The organism is Streptomyces canus (assembly GCF_041435015.1).
Lineage (GTDB): Bacteria > Actinomycetota > Actinomycetes > Streptomycetales > Streptomycetaceae > Streptomyces > Streptomyces canus_G.
Genome location: NZ_CP107989.1, coordinates 7203142 through 7222453 on the forward strand (window position 1 = coordinate 7203142; position 19312 = coordinate 7222453).

At 69.9% G+C, this 19312-nt stretch carries 17 protein-coding genes; 5 read left to right on the top strand and 12 right to left on the bottom strand.

Annotation, left to right across the window (positions count from 1 at the left end; genetic code table 11):
- Positions 1-26 precede the first annotated feature (26 nt).
- Positions 27-1052 carry a sulfotransferase gene (locus OG841_RS32900; RefSeq protein ID WP_067283052.1) on the bottom strand — a complete coding sequence of 342 codons (1026 nt, stop codon included), beginning with the start codon at positions 1050-1052 and terminating at the stop codon, positions 27-29.
- Positions 1049-2053, bottom strand: a complete 1005-nt coding sequence (locus OG841_RS32905) for a UbiA family prenyltransferase (protein ID WP_328638067.1) — start codon at positions 2051-2053, stop codon at positions 1049-1051. The genes OG841_RS32900 and OG841_RS32905 overlap by 4 nt, the downstream gene beginning before the upstream one ends.
- A gap of 304 nt (positions 2054-2357) precedes the next feature.
- On the opposite strand from OG841_RS32905, the gene OG841_RS32910 reads away from it, so the two are divergent.
- The 5 genes from OG841_RS32910 to OG841_RS32930 all read left to right on the top strand — a co-directional run bounded on the left by OG841_RS32910 (position 2358) and on the right by OG841_RS32930 (position 8804).
- Entirely contained in the window at positions 2358-3404 is a 1047-nt protein-coding gene (locus OG841_RS32910; protein WP_328638066.1) for a polyprenyl synthetase family protein, read from the top strand.
- A gap of 84 nt (positions 3405-3488) precedes the next feature.
- A complete protein-coding gene (locus OG841_RS32915; RefSeq protein ID WP_328638065.1) occupies positions 3489-4808 on the top strand; it encodes an FAD-dependent oxidoreductase in 1320 nt (439 codons plus the stop codon).
- Positions 4809-4831: 23 nt separating this feature from the next.
- On the top strand, positions 4832-6679 hold the full coding sequence (locus OG841_RS32920; protein ID WP_406102813.1) for a 1-deoxy-D-xylulose-5-phosphate synthase: 1848 nt from the start codon (positions 4832-4834) through the stop codon (positions 6677-6679).
- Complete coding sequence (gene ispG, locus OG841_RS32925; RefSeq protein ID WP_371567638.1) at positions 6676-7812, top strand: flavodoxin-dependent (E)-4-hydroxy-3-methylbut-2-enyl-diphosphate synthase; 1137 nt, start codon at positions 6676-6678, stop codon at positions 7810-7812. Before OG841_RS32920 ends, ispG begins: the two co-directional genes overlap by 4 nt.
- Positions 7809-8804, top strand: a complete 996-nt coding sequence (locus tag OG841_RS32930; RefSeq protein WP_371567641.1) for a 4-hydroxy-3-methylbut-2-enyl diphosphate reductase — start codon at positions 7809-7811, stop codon at positions 8802-8804. Before ispG ends, OG841_RS32930 begins: the two co-directional genes overlap by 4 nt.
- Positions 8805-9117: 313 nt before the next feature.
- On the opposite strand, the gene OG841_RS32935 is transcribed toward OG841_RS32930, so the two are convergent.
- The 10 genes from OG841_RS32935 to OG841_RS32980 form a co-directional block, all read right to left on the bottom strand.
- Positions 9118-9624, bottom strand: coding sequence for a helix-turn-helix transcriptional regulator (locus tag OG841_RS32935; RefSeq protein WP_328638061.1), 507 nt, complete (start codon positions 9622-9624; stop codon positions 9118-9120).
- A 443-nt stretch (positions 9625-10067) separates the two neighbouring features.
- The gene (locus OG841_RS32940; RefSeq protein WP_371567645.1) at positions 10068-10874 is read right to left on the bottom strand and encodes an SDR family oxidoreductase; all 807 of its coding nucleotides are present in this window, start codon (positions 10872-10874) and stop codon (positions 10068-10070) included.
- Between the two features lie 58 nt (positions 10875-10932).
- On the bottom strand, positions 10933-11127 hold the full coding sequence (locus OG841_RS32945; protein WP_328638059.1) for a ferredoxin: 195 nt from the start codon (positions 11125-11127) through the stop codon (positions 10933-10935).
- Between the two features lie 30 nt (positions 11128-11157).
- Positions 11158-12456: a cytochrome P450 gene (locus OG841_RS32950; protein WP_328638058.1), complete on the bottom strand. Its 1299-nt coding sequence runs from the start codon at positions 12454-12456 to the stop codon at positions 11158-11160.
- 40 nt (positions 12457-12496) lie between these two features.
- Positions 12497-13723: a cytochrome P450 gene (locus tag OG841_RS32955; protein ID WP_371567650.1), complete on the bottom strand. Its 1227-nt coding sequence runs from the start codon at positions 13721-13723 to the stop codon at positions 12497-12499.
- On the bottom strand, positions 13720-15399 hold the full coding sequence (locus OG841_RS32960; RefSeq protein ID WP_371567653.1) for a prenyltransferase/squalene oxidase repeat-containing protein: 1680 nt from the start codon (positions 15397-15399) through the stop codon (positions 13720-13722). The genes OG841_RS32955 and OG841_RS32960 overlap by 4 nt, the downstream gene beginning before the upstream one ends.
- A gap of 154 nt (positions 15400-15553) precedes the next feature.
- Complete coding sequence (locus tag OG841_RS32965) at positions 15554-15958, bottom strand: hypothetical protein (RefSeq protein WP_328638055.1); 405 nt, start codon at positions 15956-15958, stop codon at positions 15554-15556.
- 324 nt (positions 15959-16282) lie between these two features.
- Positions 16283-16969, bottom strand: coding sequence for a response regulator transcription factor (locus OG841_RS32970; RefSeq protein ID WP_328638054.1), 687 nt, complete (start codon positions 16967-16969; stop codon positions 16283-16285).
- The gene (locus tag OG841_RS32975; protein WP_328638053.1) at positions 16966-18144 is read right to left on the bottom strand and encodes a sensor histidine kinase; all 1179 of its coding nucleotides are present in this window, start codon (positions 18142-18144) and stop codon (positions 16966-16968) included. Before OG841_RS32975 ends, OG841_RS32970 begins: the two co-directional genes overlap by 4 nt.
- Positions 18141-19124 (bottom strand): 4-(cytidine 5'-diphospho)-2-C-methyl-D-erythritol kinase, encoded by a 984-nt coding sequence (locus tag OG841_RS32980; protein WP_371567655.1) that lies wholly within the window; start codon positions 19122-19124, stop codon positions 18141-18143. The genes OG841_RS32975 and OG841_RS32980 overlap by 4 nt, the downstream gene beginning before the upstream one ends.
- Between the last annotated feature and the right edge of the window lie 188 nt (positions 19125-19312).

The following is a 19312-nucleotide window of genomic DNA, read 5'->3' on the forward strand; positions in this document are numbered from 1 at the left end:
GCCCCCCCACTCGGACAAGGCGCCGGTCAACCGGCCAGCCGGGACATGGCGTCCTGGCAGGCGGCCTCGAGTCGTTGACGCTGCTCGTCCGGGAGCGAACGCCACCCCGAGGGCCGGTCGGAGACCAGCCCGGCGGCCTTCCGCAGCCAGGACTCGGAGGCGTCCACCGGGCCGATGAAAGCGGCCAATTCGGTGAGGGTGCCCGCGGTGTCCTCGACCAGCCGGTCATAGCTGAACTGCAGCAGCCGCCCGGGCTCCACCTCGCGCAGTCCTTCGAGCCCGGTGGTGATCTGGTCCGACCAGGCGTGCCCGAAGTCCTCCACCGGCAGCTCGACCGACTCGAAGGCGGACAGCTCGAAGGTGTCCGGCATCAGCGGCACCAGGTCCGCGGGGATCGACACCCCCGGCGGTACGTCCTCGACGTACGGGTTGACGCCCAGCTCCTGCTGGAGCCGCATCGACACCGCGCCGAGCCGGAACGCGCCGCTGCGGCTCATCGAGTACGCGCACTCGCGGCCGTCGCGGTAGAGATGCACGAACCGCGCGTCGGGGAACAGCCTGACGAGCTCCGGCACATGGCGCAGGGAGAATCCGGACCGCTCCGCCCACACCTTCGCGCCGAAGCGGTCCCGCAGCCAGCCGAAGAGCCGCCGGTGCTGCTCGGCGACCTCGGCCGTACCGAGGCTCCGTACGAACTCCTCGACCTCCGCATACAGGGCCTCGGGCCGGTCGGTGAGATGCGGCAGCGAGGTCACCAGGATCGGCGGAATGCCGGTCGAGGCATTGAACGGGCGGCTGGGCGAGGCCTCGTACAGGAACTCCTCGACCGGCGCGCCCACTCGATATGCGGAGGTGACGAACGGGTGCGGAGTGCTGAGCAGACTCCAGTACTCGGCGGCCGTCAGCTCACCGGCGGGGAAGGGACCGGTGAGGAGCAGCCCGAAGAACTCCGACAGGCTGAGTACCTCCGGGTTGAGCCGGAGCATCTCGGACAGCAGGGTCGATCCGCAGCGTCCGGTCGACACCACGAAGACGGGGGGCAACTGGCTCACGAGTACTCCCTGAGATTCATCGGTACGACGCTGGGACCGGCGTCGGCGGCTTGTCCGTGGAGGCCGAACTCATGGCGGGAACGCAAGGTCCGCTGGGCGGTCCAGGTGACCAGCAGGGCAGGCAGCACGGTGGCCGCGGCCGGCGGAACACCGGCACCCCAGGCGATCAGGGCGCCCGCCAGCACCACCCGTTCCAGGCAGATCACCTCGTGCATGCGCAGGGCGTACCGGCGGGAGGGAACCCCGGCCCGGAGCAGCAGCACCACCACCGTCCAGAAGGCGCCGACCGCCGCGATCAGCAGCATTACCCAGCCGACGTTCACCGGCCGGTGCAGGAACAGCGGGGCGGTCGCGGCCAGTACGGTCCACACCGCCGCCAGTCCGGTGATCACCCGCACCGTGGTACGGACACCCTTGCGCACCGGCAGCGTCAGATAGCCGCCCTCTTTGTCGCCGTCCATGTCCCGCAGGGTGCCGACCAGGTTGGAGGCGCTGTCGTGGAAGCAGAACACGGCGGACACAGCGATCAGCTCAGGACCGATGTGTCCCCCTGCAAGCAGGACCCCGAACAGGAAGGCGAAGGAGGTGAGCGAGCCGCGCACCAGATTGCCGCTGAGGCCGCGGGCCTTGAAGAACGCGTTGTACGACACCCCCACCACGGTCGCCAGGCCCACCAGGGCCACCGCATGCCAGTTGAGCAGCAGCGTCCACGCGGCGCCTGCGGCGATCAGGCCGATCATCGCGGCGAGTGCGGTGGAGGCGCGCAGCCGGCCCGAGGGGATCGGCCGCTGCGGCTTGGCGATCGCGTCCAGCTCACGGTCGAAGTAGTCGCCGCCGTACAGGCCGGCCAGCCAGCCGAGGGTCGGGATCGCCCAGGCCGCGAAGAGCCGGGAGCCACTGGTGGAGTCGGCGGCCAGGGCGGCACCGGCCAGGCCGACCAGGCCGACATAGCAGCTGGTGTACGGCCGCCAGGTTTCCACATGAGCGGAAAGGCTACGCATCAAACCGGTCATGAACCTCGGGTCCTTTGGAATTCCGGAATATCCGCTTGGATGTCACGCTGACCGCCATCCTGGAGTTTCCGGTGGGATCCGGAAAGGCTTATGGGGGAGTGGATTCGGGTAGTCCGAGCGGGTGCGCCGAACGGGGAGTGCCCGATCGGTGCACGCTCTGAAGAGGGAAGATGACAGACCGTCGGGCTGCCCGATCGGCTACCCCAAACGGAATTGACACCCACTCAAGCCCTCCCCCAGCATTTCTGGCGTGATGTCTAGCCGGTTTCCGTGCCGATCTGGATGGTGAGCCATGAGCGCAGGAATTCAGACCGATGTAATAGATTTCCCCGCGGATTCCGCCTTCTCCGCGGAGCGGGCCGACGAGGAACCCGTTATGCGGGAGCTGTACGACCGGCTCAGCACCCGGTGGGACGCCGAGGACAGCCTGCTCGGCGACATGTGCCGGCACGCCCAGGTCCCCATGGGCAAGCTGTTCCGCCCCGTACTGCTCCTGGAGTCGGCGCTGGCCGTCGGAGGTGACATCGCCCATGTGCTGCCCGCGGCGGTCGGCACCGAGAGCGGCCATGTCGCCAGCCTTGTCCACGACGACATCATCGACAACGATCTGATGCGCCGCGGCAGACCGGCCGTGCACGCCAAGTTCGGCGCGGACAACGCCATCGTGGCCGGCGACGCCATGCTGTTCGACCTGTTCCGCTGCCTCGCCGAGTGCCGGCAGGCGGGCGCGCAGGACAGCCGGATCGTCAGCGCCCTCGAGGTGGTCGCCAAGGCAGGCCTCGAACTGTGTCGCGGCCAGAGCCTGGAGTACGAGATCACTCAGGGCTCGAGCCGCGATGTGGACCGCTACATCCTGATGATCAAGCTGAAGACCGGGGCGCTGTTCCGCGGCGCCTGCCAGGCCGGCGCGCTGCTCGGCGGCGGTGGCCGACAGGAGATCGAGGCGCTCGGGACGTACGGCGACGAGCTCGGCATCGCCTTCCAGATGTGCGACGACCTCTTCGCGTACACCGGTGACGACGACACGGCGATCGGCAAGTCGCTGCTCAGCGACATCCGCAACAAGCGGATGACGCTGCCGGTGCTGCTCGCCTACCAGCAGGCCGACCGGGACGGCGAGAGGTTGCTCGACGCGGCCTTCGACCCCGAGCTCGACCCGGCCGAGGCCCTCGCCATGGTGGGCACGGTCATCCGCCGGACCGAAGCGGTGGAGGCCTCCCGGGCCATGGCCCTGCGCCACGCGAGCGCCGCCGAGCGGGCCCTGGACGCACTGGTTCCGACGCCCAGCAGACACCGGATGGCGCACCACGCCCGGATGGCGGTGAGCCGCCTCAGCTAGCCCTCACTGCCCGGCCCGTCAGCAGCCATTGGTCAGCCGTCCGTCACCAGCCGCAAGCGTCAGTCAGAGAGGGGAGTACGTCCGGTGGCACAGCACTCCGAACCTGCCGAGGACACCGCCTACGATGTGGTGATCTGCGGTGCCGGCGTGGGCGGTCTGACCCTGGCCGCGGTGCTCGGCCGACAGGGGCGCCGAGTCCTGCTGGTCGAGAAGCAGCGCCGGTTCCGCATGATGCACAAGGGCGAGCTCATCCAGCCCAGCTCCCTCACCGTCCTCGACGAACTGGGGCTGCTGCCGCATCTGTACGCGGCCGGCGCGCTCAAGGTCAACGCCCTGGCCTGCCGCACCGCGGACGGCGCCGACCTGGTCACCCTCGACTACGGCCTGATCACCGGTGCGTACCGGCACGGCCTGGTGCAGAGCTACAAGGACATGCTCGACACCCTCGCGGACCGGCTCGGCCCGACCGTCACCTTCTGGCGGGGCACCCGCGTCGAGGATCTGATCCGGGACGACACCGGACGGATCACCGGGGTGTCGCTGAACCGCGAGGGCACCCCCTGCCGGGTGGCGGCCGCGCTGACCGTCGCCTGCGACGGCCATGCCTCCAGGCTCCGGGACGCGGCCGGCATCCAGGTGGCCATGCACCGCTACGACCATCAACTGGTCGGTTTCGAGATAGAGAAGACCCCGCCGCTCGGCCCCGACATGAACGCCCACCTCACCCGCCACGGACTACGGGCGCTCTTCGAACTCCCCGGCCACCGGGCCCGGTTGTACGTGCAGATCCCGGTCGGCTCCTTCCGCGAGGTGGGCCGTGCGGGAGTGGCCGGGTGGACCGAAGGCATCCTCCGTACGATGCCGGCCTTCGACGCGATCGCCGAACCGCTGAAGGACTGCCTGGACACCGTCCAGGTGCTGTCCGCCTGGCGGTTCGTCGCCCCCTTTTGGTCACGGCCGGGCTTCGCACTGCTCGGGGACGCGGCGCACTGCGTCCACCCCATGGTCGGGCAGGGCATGAACTCCGCGATCGGAGACGCCTGGTCGCTGGGGAGCGAGCTGGCCGAGGAGCCGGCCGGGGGGCGCCCCCTCGGGCCCGCCGAGGTCGATGACGCTCTGCGGCGCTACGAGGCCGTGCGGCGCCCCCGGCTCGAGTTCGTCTCCCGGCTCAGCCACAACCTGGCCACCCTGCTCACCACCACCTCGCGGACGGGGCGCCTGTTGCGGCCCTCGCTGCTGCGCCGCAACCAGTCCAATGTCCGGCTGCGTCGGCACATCACCCAGAACGTCGCGGGACTGACGGCGCAGCCGTTCCGCGCCCGGGACTGGATCAGTGCGTCCGGTCTGCTGCCCCGTCCCTCCGGTAGGCCGCTTCCTGCTCGAGCCGAGGAGATCCACCCATGACCCCACCCACCGCAGTCAGCGCAGTGAACCTCCTGAGAACCGCCTCCGAATCCCGCGCCCTGCGCGCCATGACAGCACCGCAACTCGCCGCACTCGCCCAGGAGATGCGGGACCTGATGCTGGACGTGGTGGCGCGCACCGGTGGCCATCTGGGCTCCAACCTCGGGGTGGTGGAACTCACCATCGCACTGCACCGCGTCTACACCTCACCGTACGACCGGCTGCTGTTCGACACCGGCCACCAGGTCTACCCGCACAAACTGCTCACCGGCCGCTGGAACCGATTCGCGGAGCTCCGCAAGAGCGGTGGCCTCTCCGGCTATGCCAGCCAGGCCGAGTCCGAGCACGACGTGATCGAGAACTCGCACGCCTCCACCGTGCTGTCGTACGCCGACGGGCTGGCCAAGGCCTACCGGCTGACCGGGCAGGACGACCGCCAGGTGGTCGCGGTCATCGGGGACGGCGCGCTCACCGGCGGCATGGCCTGGGAGGCGCTCAACAACATCGCGGCCGCCAAGGACCGCCGGGTGACCGTAGTGCTCAACGACAACGGCCGCTCCTACTCCCCGACCATCGGCGGCATCGCCGAGCACCTGGCGGCCAGCCGCGAGGGCACCGGCGAGCAGCCGCCCGGGGAGCTCTTCCGCTCGCTCGGCCTCGGCTATCTCGGACCGGTCGACGGACACGACATCACCGCGCTCGAAGCCGCCCTCACCGAGGCCAGGACGCTCGGCCCCACCGTGGTGCACGTGGTGACCCGCAAGGGCTTCGGCTATCCGCCGGCCGAGGCGGACGACGACGAGAAGTTCCACGCCCCGGGCCTCTTCGACCCGGCCACCGGCCGCAAGCGGCCTTCCACCGGTACCTCCTGGACCGGGGTGTTCGGCAAGGAGATGGTGCGCATCGGCGCCGAGCGGCCAGACGTGGTGGCCCTGACCGCGGCCATGATGGGCCCCACCGGCCTCGCCGGATTCTGCGACGCGTACCCCGAGCGCACCTTCGACGTCGGCATCGCAGAGCAGCACGCGATGGGCTCGGCCGCGGGACTCGCGCTCGGCGGGCTGCGACCGGTCCTCGCGGTGTACGCAACCTTCCTCAACCGGGCCTTCGACCAACTGCTGATGGACGCCGCGCTGCATCGGCTCGGCCTCACCGTCGTACTCGACCGGGCCGGTGTCACCGGCGACGACGGGCCGAGCCACAACGGCATGTGGGACCTGTCGATCCTGCAGGTGGTGCCGGGTTTGCGGATCGCCGCACCGCGCGACGCGGCCCGGCTGCGCTCGCTGCTCAGGGCCGGTATCGACATCCCGGACGGTCCGACCGTGGTGCGCTTTCCCAAGGGCGCGGTGCCCGAGGACCTCCCGGCGATCGGCCGGATCGGTGAGCTGGACGTACTCAGCGCCACCGGCGCGCAGGACGTCCTCGTCGTCGCCGTGGGCCCGCTGGCCCGGGCCGGCATCGAGACCGCCGCGCTGCTCAGGGCGCAGGGCTTGGGCGCCACCGTGGTGGATCCGCGCTGGGTCAAGCCACTGGACCCGGCACTGGCGGCGGTCGCACGGCGGCACCGGCTGGTGGTGGTCGCCGAGGACAGCTGCCGCAGTGGCGGCGTCGGAGACGCGGTGGCCCGCCTGCTGCGGGACGCCGATGTGGACACTCCGGTCCGCACCTTCGGGATCCCCGCCGCCTTCCTGGAGCACGCGGGCCGCGCCCAGATCCTCGATGAGATCGGGCTGACTTCACGTCATATGGCCCGCTGTGCCACGGAGTTCCTGGCCAGGCGCAGCCCGATGCGCTGGCCGCTGCCCGTCTCGCTGGGTGGCCCGCTTCCGTTGAGCTCCACGACGGCCACCAGGGAGACCGCCTCATGACCGACCTCGCCATGCCCGCCTTCCCGCCGCCCGCACTGGCGGCCCGTCGGTCCACCCGCCAGTTGAAGGTGGGGCCCGTCGGGGTGGGGAGCGCCCATCCGATCTCCGTGCAGTCCATGACCACCACACTCACCGCCGACGTCAACGCGACTTTGCAGCAGATCGCCCAACTCACTGCGGCGGGCTGCGACATCGTGCGCGTGGCCTGCCCGAGCGCGGACGACGCGGAGGCGTTGCCCGCCATCGCCGGAAAGTCGCAGATCCCGGTGATCGCCGACATCCACTTCCAGCCGAAGTACGTCTTCGCGGCGATCGACGCGGGCTGCGCAGCGGTCCGTGTGAACCCGGGCAACATCCGCAAGTTCGACGACCAGGTCAAGGAGATCGCCAAGGCGGCCCGCGACCGGGGTACCCCGATCCGGATCGGGGTCAACGCCGGCTCCCTGGATGCGAGGCTGCTCAAGAAGTACGGCAAGGCCACCCCGGAGGCGCTGGCCGAATCCGCGCTGTGGGAGGCCGGGCTCTTCGCCGAGCACGGCTTCCACGATCTGAAGATCTCCGTCAAGCACAACGACCCGGTCGTGATGATCAGGGCGTACGAGATCCTCGCCGAGCAGTGCGACTACCCGCTGCACCTCGGGGTCACCGAGGCCGGACCCGCCTTCCAGGGCACGATCAAGTCCGCCGTCGCGTTCGGCGCACTGCTGCGCCAGGGGATCGGCGACACCATCCGGGTCTCGCTCTCCGCCCCTCCGGTGGAGGAGGTCAAGGTCGGGGTGCAGATCCTGCAGTCGCTCGGGCTGCGGCCGCGCAAGCTGGAGATCGTCTCCTGTCCGTCCTGCGGCCGCGCCCAGGTCGACGTCTACAAGCTGGCGGAGCAGGTCACCGCGGCGCTCGAAGGCATGGAGATCCCGCTGCGGGTCGCGGTCATGGGCTGCGTGGTGAACGGGCCGGGCGAGGCGCGGGAGGCGGACCTCGGGGTGGCCTCCGGCAATGGCAAGGGCCAGATCTTCGTCCGCGGCGAGGTCGTCAAGACGGTGCCGGAGCGGCTGATCGTGGAGACCCTCATTGAGGAGGCACTGCGACTGGCCGAGGAGTCAGGCGCCGCCGCGGGCACGGAGGAGCAGTCGTGACCGGCCGGCAGAGCGGACAGCAGCGGGGTCAGCGCAGCGGGCGGCGCGTCCTGCTGGCGAAGCCGCGCGGCTACTGCGCGGGTGTGGACCGCGCGGTGCGCACGGTCGAGCTGGCCCTGGAGCAGCACGGCGCCCCTGTCTACGTACGCAAGCAGATCGTGCACAACATCCATGTGGTCAGGACCCTGGAGCGGCGCGGGGCCGTGTTCGTGGAGGAGACCGGCGAGGTGCCCGAGGGCGCCGTGGTGGTGTTCTCCGCGCACGGTGTCGCGCCCTCGGTGCACGAGGGCGCCGCGGCCCGCGGGCTGCACGCCATCGACGCGACCTGCCCGCTGGTGACCAAGGTGCACAACGAGGCCCGGCGGTTCGCCGCTGAGGACTACGACATTCTGCTGATCGGGCACGAGGGGCACGAGGAGGTCATCGGGACCGCGGGCGAGGCACCCGAGCACATCCAACTCGTCGACGGTCCCGAAGACATCGGACGAATCTCGGTGCGGGACCCGGAGCGGGTCGCCTGGCTGTCCCAGACCACTCTCTCGGTCTCCGAGACCCAGGAGACGGTGGCGGCGCTGCGCGACAGGTTCCCGGCGCTGGCCGGGCCGCCCTCGGACGACATCTGCTACGCGACCCAGAACCGGCAGACCTCGGTACGGCAGATCGCCGCCGAGGCGGAACTGGTCATCGTGGTGGGTTCGGCCAACTCCTCCAATTCCAAGCGGCTGGTGGAGGTGGCGCTGGAAGCCGGCGCCCGGGCGGCCCACCTGGTGGACTACGCGGCAGAGCTGGACCCCGACTGGCTGGAGAACGTGCACACCGTCGGGGTTACCAGTGGTGCCTCGGTGCCCGAGGTGCTCGTACAGGATCTGCTGGAGACACTGGCCGACCATGGTTTCGACGACCTGCTGGAAATCGAGTCCGTACCGGAGCGGATGCAATTCGCATTGCCCAGAGAAGTGCGGGCGGAACGGATGAGGATGACACCCGAGTAACCCGAAAGGTAAGTTCGAGCCGATCAATGCGATGGGAGCGGCGCAATGGAATGGGTTACTCGCGAGTTGTGCAAACCTCCCTGGTGTTGTTCCGGATTTCGGCACATCTGCCGTCCGGTATGAAGCTTCAATTGAAGCAGACCGGGCTTGTCCGGGGCGTCAACCCGAGGGTTGACGCCCCGAAGTGCGGGGGCTGCCGGGTCGGTGACTCTGTCAACCCGGGGTTCGATGTGCCGTGGCCGGAAATGAAGTGGCTGAGATTTGTGGGCCGAAAGGCGGCGAGCCGGGGCCCGGGCGGCCGACGAAGAAGCGGCTACATTGCGGGCGTCAGCCGTGACTCCGCCAGCAGACCCCGCTGGAGGGCGAGGGACACGGCCTGGGTGCGGTTCGAGCAGTTGAGCTTGGCCAGCACGTTGGCCACATGGCGCTTGACTCCGTGCTCGGAGATGCCGATCCGTGGCGCGATCTGTTTGTTGCTGTACCCCTGGGAGAGCAGGGTCAGCACGTCCACCTCGCGCTGGGTGAGCAGCTGCCGGCTCTGGTGCGGGCCGTTGCGCAAGGCCCTGGGGCGCTGCAGCAGTTGGCCTGCGACGCGGACCGGGAGCATGACCTCCTCCTGGCGCTCCAGCCGTTCCAGGGCGCCACTCATGTGCTCTGTGGTGATGTCCTCGAGCAGAACCAGACCGTGCGCGAAGCGCTGCGAGTACTCGACGAAGGAGGGGTCGTCGAGGCTGTGCAGGATCAGTAGTGTGCGCATGTGATCCTGGGCGGCCCGGACTTCGAGGGATCTGATCTCGTCGATTCCGATAGTGGAGGACATGGCCAGGATGCCGGCGCGACCGGGTCGCTGGCGTCGCTCCTCGAGGGCGGTGTCGAGACGTGGGGTGGTTTCGCAGCCGGTGACACTTGCCACCGTTTCGATGGAGCGGAACACAGCCACGAGTCCGAGCCGTATGACTTCATTCGGCTCTATGAGTAGTATTGAGTTGCCGCCGGGACAGTAATCCCCGATGGAAGGCTGCTCGGCTTCGGCAATATTGGGCATACCTGACATTCTCCCCGTTGTCCGTCAGTGATGCGGGCTCCCATCGCATGGCCGATTATGGCACTTCGTGCACCGATCCGGCCAGGAAATGTTTTTTTATTTGACTGTCGGACATTGTCCCCTCGTTGCCACTTGATTTGCCCCGGGTGCACAAGAGCCCCCCGATTCCCGAATTTAGGGAATCATAGGGGGCTCTTTGTCGTTGCTTGGGCTTACTCTTATCCGGCGTGGTCGGCGGCGGCCGTACGGGGCCGAGGGCCCTCGGCGCGGCGAGCCACCGCTCCCATCCGGCTGGTCACCCGCAGCGGCAGAAGCCGCAGCCCCACGCCGAGCACACTCCAGGGCCAGGCCGGCACACAGGCCCTGGCCGGCTCGCGCTCGATGGCGGCGGCCAGCCGGCGGCAGCCGGTCTCTGTGTCGACCACCAACCTCCGCTGGCCCTCATGGGTGTTGGACTCAGATCGGATGTATCCGGGCAGCATGGTGCTGACCTTCACCTGGGTTCCCATCACATCCGCGCGGATGCCCTCGGCCAGCGTCAGCACCCCGGCCTTGCCTGCCGCGTACGCGGTGAGCGCGCCGGGGAAGCCCTTCAGCGCACTCATGGAGGAGATCACCACCAGATGGCCCGAATGCTGCTCCCGGAACACCTCCATGGCCGCCTCGCACTGGGCGAGGGCGGCGGTGAAATTGGTGTTCACCGCGCGAAGGTTTCGCTCGAAGCCACCCGTGCCCACCGGACTTCCCTCGCCCGTACCGGCGTTGACGACCACCCGGTCCAGCGAGCCGAGCTCCGCGCGGAAAGAGTGGAACACCTCGAACACCGCTGCGTGGTCGGTCACATCGAGCTCGCGCACGGCCACGGTGATCGAGGGATGCGCCGCGAGCAGCTCCTCTCGCAGCTCCTTCAGCCGGTCGCCGCGCCGCGCACACAGCGCGAGACGGCGGCCGCGCCGGGCGAACTCCCAGGCCATACCGCGACCGAGACCGCCGCTCGCGCCCGTGATCAGGATGTTCTTCCGCATGCCCCACTCCCTCTTCCGACTTCCGGCTCCTCGGCGTGCCAAGGCCGCGCGACAAGGCCTACTCGACCAGCCGGATCGCCGACGTCGGGCAGCCCGAGACGGCGCTCCGGACGACTGCTTGCCGCTCGGCGGACGGCTGGGGGCGGAGCACTTGGACCACGCCGTCCTCCTCGCTCTGGTCGAAGGTCTCGGGATCGGTCAGCACACACATGCCGCTGCCGCAGCACAGCTCGCGGTCAACCTCGATACGCATGACGCTCCTTCGCTGGGCCGGGCCCGATGGTCACCACTCCACCGGGACTTCCTCGAATCCGACGACGATCAGCCCCTGCTTGACCCGGAGCTCCCGGCGGTCGATCGCCAGCCGCAGCGTGGGCAGCCGACGCGCCAACGTGCCGAGCACCACTTGCAGTTCGGCCCTGGCCAGCGGTTGGCCGAGGCAGAAATGGGGGCCGGCGCCGAACGAAAGGTGCTGGTTGTTGGTGCGCCGCAGATCCATCCGCTCCGGCTCGGGGAAGCGCCGTGGATCGCGGTTGGCGATCGCGGGGCTGACGATGACCGTGGAGCCCGCTCCGATCTCCGCGCCACCCACCGCGATGTCCTCGCTCACATAGCGCGGCACCCCGATGCTGGGATTGGTGTCGAAGCGCAGCACCTCGTCGACGGCGCTCGGCACGATCGACGGATCGGCCACCACCGTCTCGAAGCGGCTGCGGTCGGCGAGCAGCATCGCCGTCATCTTCCCGATCATGTTGGCGGTGGTCTCGTGTCCTGCCACCAGGATCGCCATGGCCGTGACGATCAGCTCCACCATGTCGAGCCGGCCGTCCTCGCTGTCGGTGATGTTGATCAGCTCGCTGAGTAGATCGTCCCCGGGCTCGGCCCGTTTCGCCTCGATCAGCTTGGCCAGATAGATACCGAAGTCCTGCCGGGCCGCGTCCACTTCGGCCTTGCTGTGCCGGGTGAGCGTCAGGATCGCGTCCGACCAGGTAGCGAACCGGTGCAGATCCTCGGTCGGCACTCCCAGCAGATCGCCGATCACCCGGACCGGCAGGATCGCGCCGATGTCCCGGGCGATGTCCGCCCGGGGGCCGGCCGCGACCATCTTGTCGACCAGTTCGTCCGCGAGCGCCTGGATCCGCGGCCGCATGCTCTCCACCCGCTTGATGGTGAAGGCCTTCGCCATCAAGCGGCGCCAGCGCAGATGCCCTTCGCCCTCGAAGATCTTCAGCCCGCTGGTCGCCTGCCGGCTGAACACCCCGCCGTCCTCGCTCGCCCCGATCCGGGACTCGGCGTCGGCCGGTATCTGCCGGGTGAAGCGCGGATCCGCGAGCAGCGCCCTGGCCTCCTCGTAGCGGGTGACCAGATGCGCCTCGTCGCCGCTGGGCAGCCGCACGGCGACCACCGGGCACTGCTCCCGCACCTGCTCCCACTCCACCGGCGGATCCAGCGGAACGGCGCCGCTGAACGGGTAGTCGAGCAGGTCCCGCCCTGCCGCGGCAGGTTGGGTCCCGTGCATCACCGGGCACGTCTGCGCCGGGCCCGGCGCCGCTTCGGTCAGCGGCGGTTCGGTCGTGGTCATGCGAGGGCTCCCTTGTCGGTGATCATGGATCGGGTCGGCCTCACCAGGTGACCGGAAGGTCGATCAGGCCGCGCATGAACGCACCCTCGCGCCACCGCAGTTCCTCGTCGGGGACAGCGAGTTGCAGCCCCGGGAAGCGCCGCAGCAGGGTGCCAAGGGCCACCTGGAGCTCCATCCGGGCCAGCTGCGCCCCGATGCAGTAGTGCGGCCCGTGTCCGAAGGCCAGATGCGGGACGGCGGCCCGCTGGAAGTCGATCTCGTCGGCGCGGTCGAACACCGCGGCGTCCCGGTTGCCCGAGGTCTTGGCGAGGAGCACTGAGTCGCCCTTGCGGATCAGCACATTAGCCAGCGGCACGTCCTCGGCCGTCCACAGCGGCAGTCCGGCGAAGCCCAGCGGCAGATAGCGCAGCAGCTCCTCGATCGCCTCGGGCAGCCGCTCCGGGTGCGCCAGCAGCTCCTGCCACAGGTCGGGCCGGGTGAGCAGAGTGTAGGTGAAGTTGGTGATCTGGTTCTGGGTGGACTCGTGGCCGGCCACGAACAGCAGCATCACTATGGAGTGCAGCTCGTCCATGCTGAGCCGGTCGCCCTCCTCCTGCACCTGGATCAGCCGGCTGATGAGGTCGTCGTCGGGGGTGCGCCTGCGCTCCTGAAGTACCTCGGCCATATAGGCCTTGAACTCCGCGGTGGCGTGCGCGACCTCCTCGGGCGTGTGGTCGCTGATGGAGAGCATCGCGCGCACCCAGGAGTGCACCTTGCGCTGGTCCGGAGTGGGCACGCCGAGCAGCTGGGCGATGATGGTGATCGGCATCGGCAGACACAGCGCGGCGACCAGGTCCGCGGGGCCGCCGCTTGCCTCCATCGCATCCAGCAGCTCATCGGCGGTGGCCTGCACCCGGGGCCGCAGCTCCTCGATCCGGCGCACCGTGAAGGCCTTGGTGACCAGCCGTCGGATCTGGGTGTGCTCCGGTGGATCGGTCATCGGCAGGATCGCCGAGCGGGCCTTGCCGATGTCCTTGGTGGCGGCTGTGACCGCACGCCCTTCCATCGGAGCCCGCCGGAATCGGGAATCGGTCAGTACGGACTTGATGTCCTCGTACCGCGTTACCAGCCAGGCGTCGCCGCCGTGCGGCATCCGGACCTTGCTCACCGGCTCGTCCACCCGCAACTTGGCGTAGCGCGGGTCGTGTTCGAGGCGCACATCCTGGGCGAAGGGGCAGACCGGCGGCTCCACCGTGTCGGAGCCGACCACTTCCGTTTCGTTGATCATGTCAATGCCTTCCAGTACCGGCCCAGTGCCTGCAGGGCGTACCCGCTGGCGAGGAGATCGTCGGAATACCACAGATCGAGGAAGTACACGCCGAGCAGCGTCGGCTCCCACAGCGCTTCGGAGGTCTGCTCGTGCAGCAGCCGGCGCACCCCGCCCTGGACGGCCTCCTCCCGCGGGTCGGCGCCCGCGCCGAGCAGACCCATCACGGCCCAGGCGGTCTCCTCCACCGAGGAGGGCGCGCCCTCGCCGTCACCCCAACCACCGTCCGGCTGCTGGGTGCGCAACAGCCAGGTGCGGGCCCGGCGCGCCGTGTCGCTGCCACCCAGCCCCAAACCGCCCAGCGCGTCCAGGACTTGACCGGTGCCGGCGGTGCTGCCGCGATACCAGAGGCAGGGCAGCGAGCCGTCCGGACGCTGGGTCTTGGCGAACCAGCGCACCGCCTTCGCCAGCGGAGGGGCGTCCGCGCCGAGCCCGCCGGCCAGCCGCAGCGCCGCCACCGCGTGGGAGGTGATCACCGCGCAGGGGGCGTCGAGGGCGACATGGTTGTCGCGGCAGAAGCAGCTCCAGGAGCCGTCCCTGTTCTGCATGGCCAGCAGCCAGTCGAGGCCCGCCCTGACCCGTGGATCGGTGGGCCCGCAGCCCGCGCCGGCCAGCGCCAGCAGCGCATCTGCCGTGTCGTCGCAGTTCGGCCAGCCCGACTCCACCGACCAGGCCCAGCCGCCCGGGGGGCAGCCGGTCGCCATGAAGCCGGCGTCCCACTGGCAGGTCCGAATCCAGTCGATCGTCGAACTCAGCCGCGGATCGTCGGCGAATCCGCACTCCTGCAGACCGGCCGCGAGGAAGGTGGTGACCGAGAACTCCAGGTCGCGATTGACCGCCCAGGAGCCGTCCGGCCGCGCCGTCAGCCGCAGATAGCCCGCCATCCGCTCGACCAGATCGGGGCGCACCCCCGCGCGGGCGAAGGCGAAGCACACCATGGAGACGAGCAGCGGCGACTCCTGCATGCCGCCTTCCTTGCCCTGGCTGAGCAGCAGCTCGTCGAAGTACGCGTACGCGCGCGGCTCGGCGAGCCGGGACACCGCCCGCAGGATCCGCCCCTGCGGCCAGGTGTGCCGCTGCATCACCGCCCAGGACAGGGTGACCGGCACGACGAACGACACCTTCTGGCGCAGCTTCCGGGGGAGCAGCGCCACCGCGGCCGGCATCCGGCGGATCCGCCGCTCGTCGTACAGGCCGGCCAGGGCCAGGAACTGCAGGCAGAGCACATGCAGGGCGCAGCGGTCGGGGTCGGCGACTGCGGCCATCCCGCCGCGGCTCTCGATCCAGTCGAGCCCGCGCCGCACATCCTGCCGTGATTCCTCGGCGGCGAGCAGCCGCAGCGCGGCCACCGCGAACGCGGAGGCCGGCAGTGTGGCCGGGGTGCCGGGGCCGTCGCCCCAGCCACCGGTGGGGAGTTGGTTCGCGCGGAGCCAGTCGAGCGCGCTGCGGATCAGCTCGGCCGAGCCCTCCGGGTCGGCGAAGTGCAGGGCGACCGCCGAGGTGGCGGTGGAGATGGCGGCGGAGGGCAGGTGGTCCTGCCAGGAGCCGTCCGGGCGGCGCACGGCGAACAGTTGCTGGGCGGCCGAGTCGATGGCCCTCCGCACCTGGGCAGGCGGCCGTGCTCCTGATGCGATCACGTTCACTCCGGGTACGGGGTAGGGAAAGGCCTGCAAGGACGGGACTCTTCGGGGGCCGGGAAGGGGAGGGACGGGCAGGGTCCCCCGACGATCGCAGGGCGGTGGCGGTGGCGTCGACAGCGTTCGGACAGTCCGGTCGGGGTGCCCCGATCGGCTACCCCACCAGACGGCTGGGTGCCTTCTGGAGGACACCGTGCGCGGCCTCGGCCTCGCGCGCCACTCGTCTGCCGCCGAAATAGATGACGCCGACCCGGGCCAGCATCGTGGCGATGTTCAGGAAGATGAACGCGGCCCGCATGGCGTCCGGGCTGATGGCGTTCTCGTGCATCCAGGTGCCGAGCGCCCTGCCGAACCAGTGCGTGGATCCGTACGAGAACGACAGCTTGGCCACGGTGATGGCCACCCAGGCGGCAACGAAGGCCACTCCGGTACGGGAGAAAGCCCGTTGCCTTACGGCGTCGTACTCGAATCGCATGAACGAGGAGGCGGCGAGTCCGAGAAGCGCGCCGAGCAGGACCGCGCCTCCTTCGAGGAGCAATCCGTTCTCGGAGGTGTCCATTCCGCGGAAGAAGACAGGGACCAGTACGAGGGCACTGACCAGGGGACGGAGGATTCTGAACGCACCGACTTTGCGCCGCCCGATATCGCTTTCCAAAGCAATGGCAAAGACGATGAGGTTGAGCCAATACGCACTGTTCACTGGTCCTCCGGCCAACGGAAACAATTCCGATTTCAGGCTAGGGACGGCACCGACAGATGTAATCGAACCCCGGGTTGATCTCTGCCGTAGGCATTGTTGTGACGATTCAACCCTGGGGTGGAGCAGGGTGGAGGGCCCTTGGGCGGAGCCTCGTGGAGGGCGCGACACATGACGCCCAGCAGGTCATGAATCGCCGATTGAGGCCAGCCCGTTGCGGTAGGCATAGCGCACCGCCTGTGCACGGTCGCGCACCTGGGCCTTGGCGAAGATTCGGTTGATGTGCGTCTTCACGGTCGCCTCGCTGACCTGCAGCAGCTCCATCATCTCCCGGTTGGATCGGCCGGCGGCGATCAGGCGCAGCACATCGCACTCACGAGGCGTCAGCCCGTCCGGTATGTCCTGCTCGGCGGTCGCCGGTGCCGCCTCGCCGGTGTCGAGCGCGTGCTGTGCGCCCCGGGACACCAGGCCACGGCCTTCGGCGGCCGCCACCAGCGCCTCGCAGATCTCCTGCCGGCCCGCGTCCTTGGTGAGAAAGCCCAGCGCTCCGGCCCGGAAGGCCTCGGTGACCTCAGCGTCGTCGACATAGGTGGTCAGCACCACGAAGCGGATGCCCGGGTCCACGGCCCTGATCCGGCGAATCGCGCCGACCCCCGACAGCAGCGGCATCCGCAGATCGATGAGGACCACGTCGGGCCGGGCGTCCAGAACCACGGACACCGCCTCCTCGCCGTCGGCGGCCTGCCCCACGACGACGATGTCGGGCTGAAGTCCGAGCAGGACGGCAAGGCCGTCCCGTACCACGGGATGGTCGTCCGCGACGACCACGCGAACGGGCGATCTGCGCCGACGGGACGGGTCGGTCGTGGTCATAGCGGAATCCTCAGGTGTACGCGCCAACTGTCTTTGTGCGGACCCGCGTCGAGCAGGCCGCCGACCACCTCGGCCCGTTCACGCATCCCCGCCAGACCGTACCCCGTGCCGCACTCCGCCAACCCGGCGACGCCTTGGTCGCCGCCCGCCGGGGCGCCGACCGGCTCCGGCACCCGATTGACGACCGTCAGCTCCACCTCGCCCGGCCGGTACCGCAGTTCGGTCTCCACCCGGCTGCCCGGAGCGTGCTTGCGGACATTGGTGAGCGCTTCCTGAGCGGTGCGGTAGAGCGTCATCGTGATGTCGGCCGGCAGCTCTACGGGGTCGCCGACGGCACGGAACTCGGCCGCCGCACCGTCCTGTTCGCGGTAGACGCCGAGGATGCCGACCAGCATCTGCTCCAGCGGCAGGGTCTCGCCGCGCAGCGCGAGGATGGCGCGCCGGGTCTCCACGATGCCCTCGTTGGTGAGCTGTTCGGCGCGGCCGACCCAGGGCCGGATCCGGTCGGCGCCCGCGCCGTCCTCCACCAGGGCGTCGATCGCCTTCAACTGGACGGAGAGCGCGGCGAGTGAATGGGCCAGGATGTCGTGGATCTCCCGCGCTATCCGGGTGCGCTCCGCGAGGGTGGCGGCCCTGGCGTGCTCCTGGGCGGCGTACTCGGCATTGCTGAGCAGGAGTTCGGACTGCTCGGCGCGCTGCACGTACTGCCAGCGGAGGGTGCCGAGCAGTGCGCAGGCGAACAGCAGCAGCAGGTGCGGTACGGCGAAATTCCAACCGGCGGCCAGATGTCCCGCCAGGACGCCCGCCGTGCAGGCGACGCCCAGGGCGAACATGCGACGGTGTGCGAGCCGTGCGCCGGCGTCGGTGAGGGCGACGGCGGGGAAGGCGATGGCGCCGCTGTGCGGGCTGAGGCCGGCGAGGACTCCGCCGGGGACTCCGATGAGCACCCAGGCGATGATGACGGCGTACCGGGGGAGCCAGTCGGAGGCGAGCCAGAGCGGCCAGCCGGCGGTGGCCAGGGACAGCGTGATGCCGACCGCGAGGCCCTGGCCCTGCCAGCCCGGCCGGGGGTCGACCCGGGCGATGTTGACGATGAGCACGATGAGTCCGAGCAGTCGGACGGTACGCAGCGGCCAGCTGAGCTGCTGTTGGAAGGGCGCGCCCAGAATGATCACGCCCGGTCGGCCTCCGGCCCGGGTGCGGTTGCCGGCTTCGGCGCGTACCGTACGAGCGGCCCCTCTCCGGAGGAGGTCGCCGCTGCTGCCGAGGTGCAGGTGCCGGAGGCCGACAGGCCCTCCGCCACCAGGGCGGCGCTCCGGGCGTCCGGCACCAGGAAGACACAGGTGGGGCCGGAGCCGGAGACGAACCCGGTCAGGGCGCCCAGCGTGCGGCCGACCCGAAGCGTGTCATGGAGCTTCGGCCGCAGTGAAAGAGCCGCCGGCTGAAGGTCGTTCGCGTGGCCCTCACCAGGTGGCGCGGACGTGTACTCGTCGAGGGCCCGGGCGAGTGCCGGCGCATCCCCCGCCGCCAAGGCCTTGAGGACCGGCGGGAAAGGAAGCGGATCGGGTATTCGGGCCGCGCCCCGCAGCCGGTCGCACTCCCGGTACACCGCCGAGGTCGAGAGTCCGCCCGCCGCGACCGCCACCACCCAGTGCAGGGGGCCGCCGAGCGGCAGCGCGGCGAGCCGCTCGCCGCGACCCAGCCCCAGCGCGGCCCCACCCGTCAGACAGAACGGTACGTCGCTGCCCAAGTCTGCGCCGATGCCGAGAAGTTCGGGAAGGGCGAGGTCGGCCTCCCACAGTCGGGCACAGCCGAGCAGCGCTGCCGCCGCGTCGGCGCTGCCGCCCGCCATGCCACCGGCCACAGGGATGCCCTTGGCGATGTGCACGGCCACCGAGGGCCGGACGCCGAGCCGTTCGGCCAGCGCCGTGGTCGCCCGCGCCGCCAGATTGCCGCCGTCCGTCGGCACCAGGTCCGAGTCCGGGCCGGAGACGGTGATCCGCAAGGCGTCCGCCGCGGTGACCGTCACCTCGTCGTAGAGACCGACTGTGAGGAAGACGGTGGCCAGTTCATGGAAGCCGGCCGGCTCGGGACCACCGACCGACAACTGGACGTTGATCTTGGCGGGTACCTGGATGGTGACGCCAGGAATCACGGGTGGGCGTTCCCTTCTGCGGGGGCGGCGGACCGATTCGCGTTCGCGCTGGTGTTCCGGGGCAGCGTACTGGCCGACCCCGATGTGCGGGGGCTGTTCCCCGGGGCCGAAGGCCACCGACTACCTTGCGTACCCCTCAGCCCCCCCGGCACGCGGCACGACCAGCTGTACTCCTCGGGGTCCCAACG

Bases quoted from the DNA above. Each gene is read 5' to 3' on its own strand.
- OG841_RS32905 (WP_328638067.1), bottom strand. From the start codon at position 2,053: ATGCGTAGCCTTTCCGCTCATGTGGAAACCTGGCGGCCGTACACCAGC.
- OG841_RS32910 (WP_328638066.1), top strand. From the start codon at position 2,358: ATGAGCGCAGGAATTCAGACCGATGTAATAGATTTCCCCGCGGATTCC.
- ispG (WP_371567638.1), top strand. From the start codon at position 6,676: ATGACCGACCTCGCCATGCCCGCCTTCCCGCCGCCCGCACTGGCGGCC.
- OG841_RS32935 (WP_328638061.1), bottom strand. From the start codon at position 9,624: ATGTCCTCCACTATCGGAATCGACGAGATCAGATCCCTCGAAGTCCGG.
- OG841_RS32940 (WP_371567645.1), bottom strand. From the start codon at position 10,874: ATGCGGAAGAACATCCTGATCACGGGCGCGAGCGGCGGTCTCGGTCGC.
- OG841_RS32945 (WP_328638059.1), bottom strand. From the start codon at position 11,127: ATGCGTATCGAGGTTGACCGCGAGCTGTGCTGCGGCAGCGGCATGTGT.
- OG841_RS32950 (WP_328638058.1), bottom strand. From the start codon at position 12,456: ATGACCACGACCGAACCGCCGCTGACCGAAGCGGCGCCGGGCCCGGCG.
- OG841_RS32955 (WP_371567650.1), bottom strand. From the start codon at position 13,723: ATGATCAACGAAACGGAAGTGGTCGGCTCCGACACGGTGGAGCCGCCG.
- OG841_RS32965 (WP_328638055.1), bottom strand. From the start codon at position 15,958: ATGGACACCTCCGAGAACGGATTGCTCCTCGAAGGAGGCGCGGTCCTG.
- OG841_RS32970 (WP_328638054.1), bottom strand. From the start codon at position 16,969: ATGACCACGACCGACCCGTCCCGTCGGCGCAGATCGCCCGTTCGCGTG.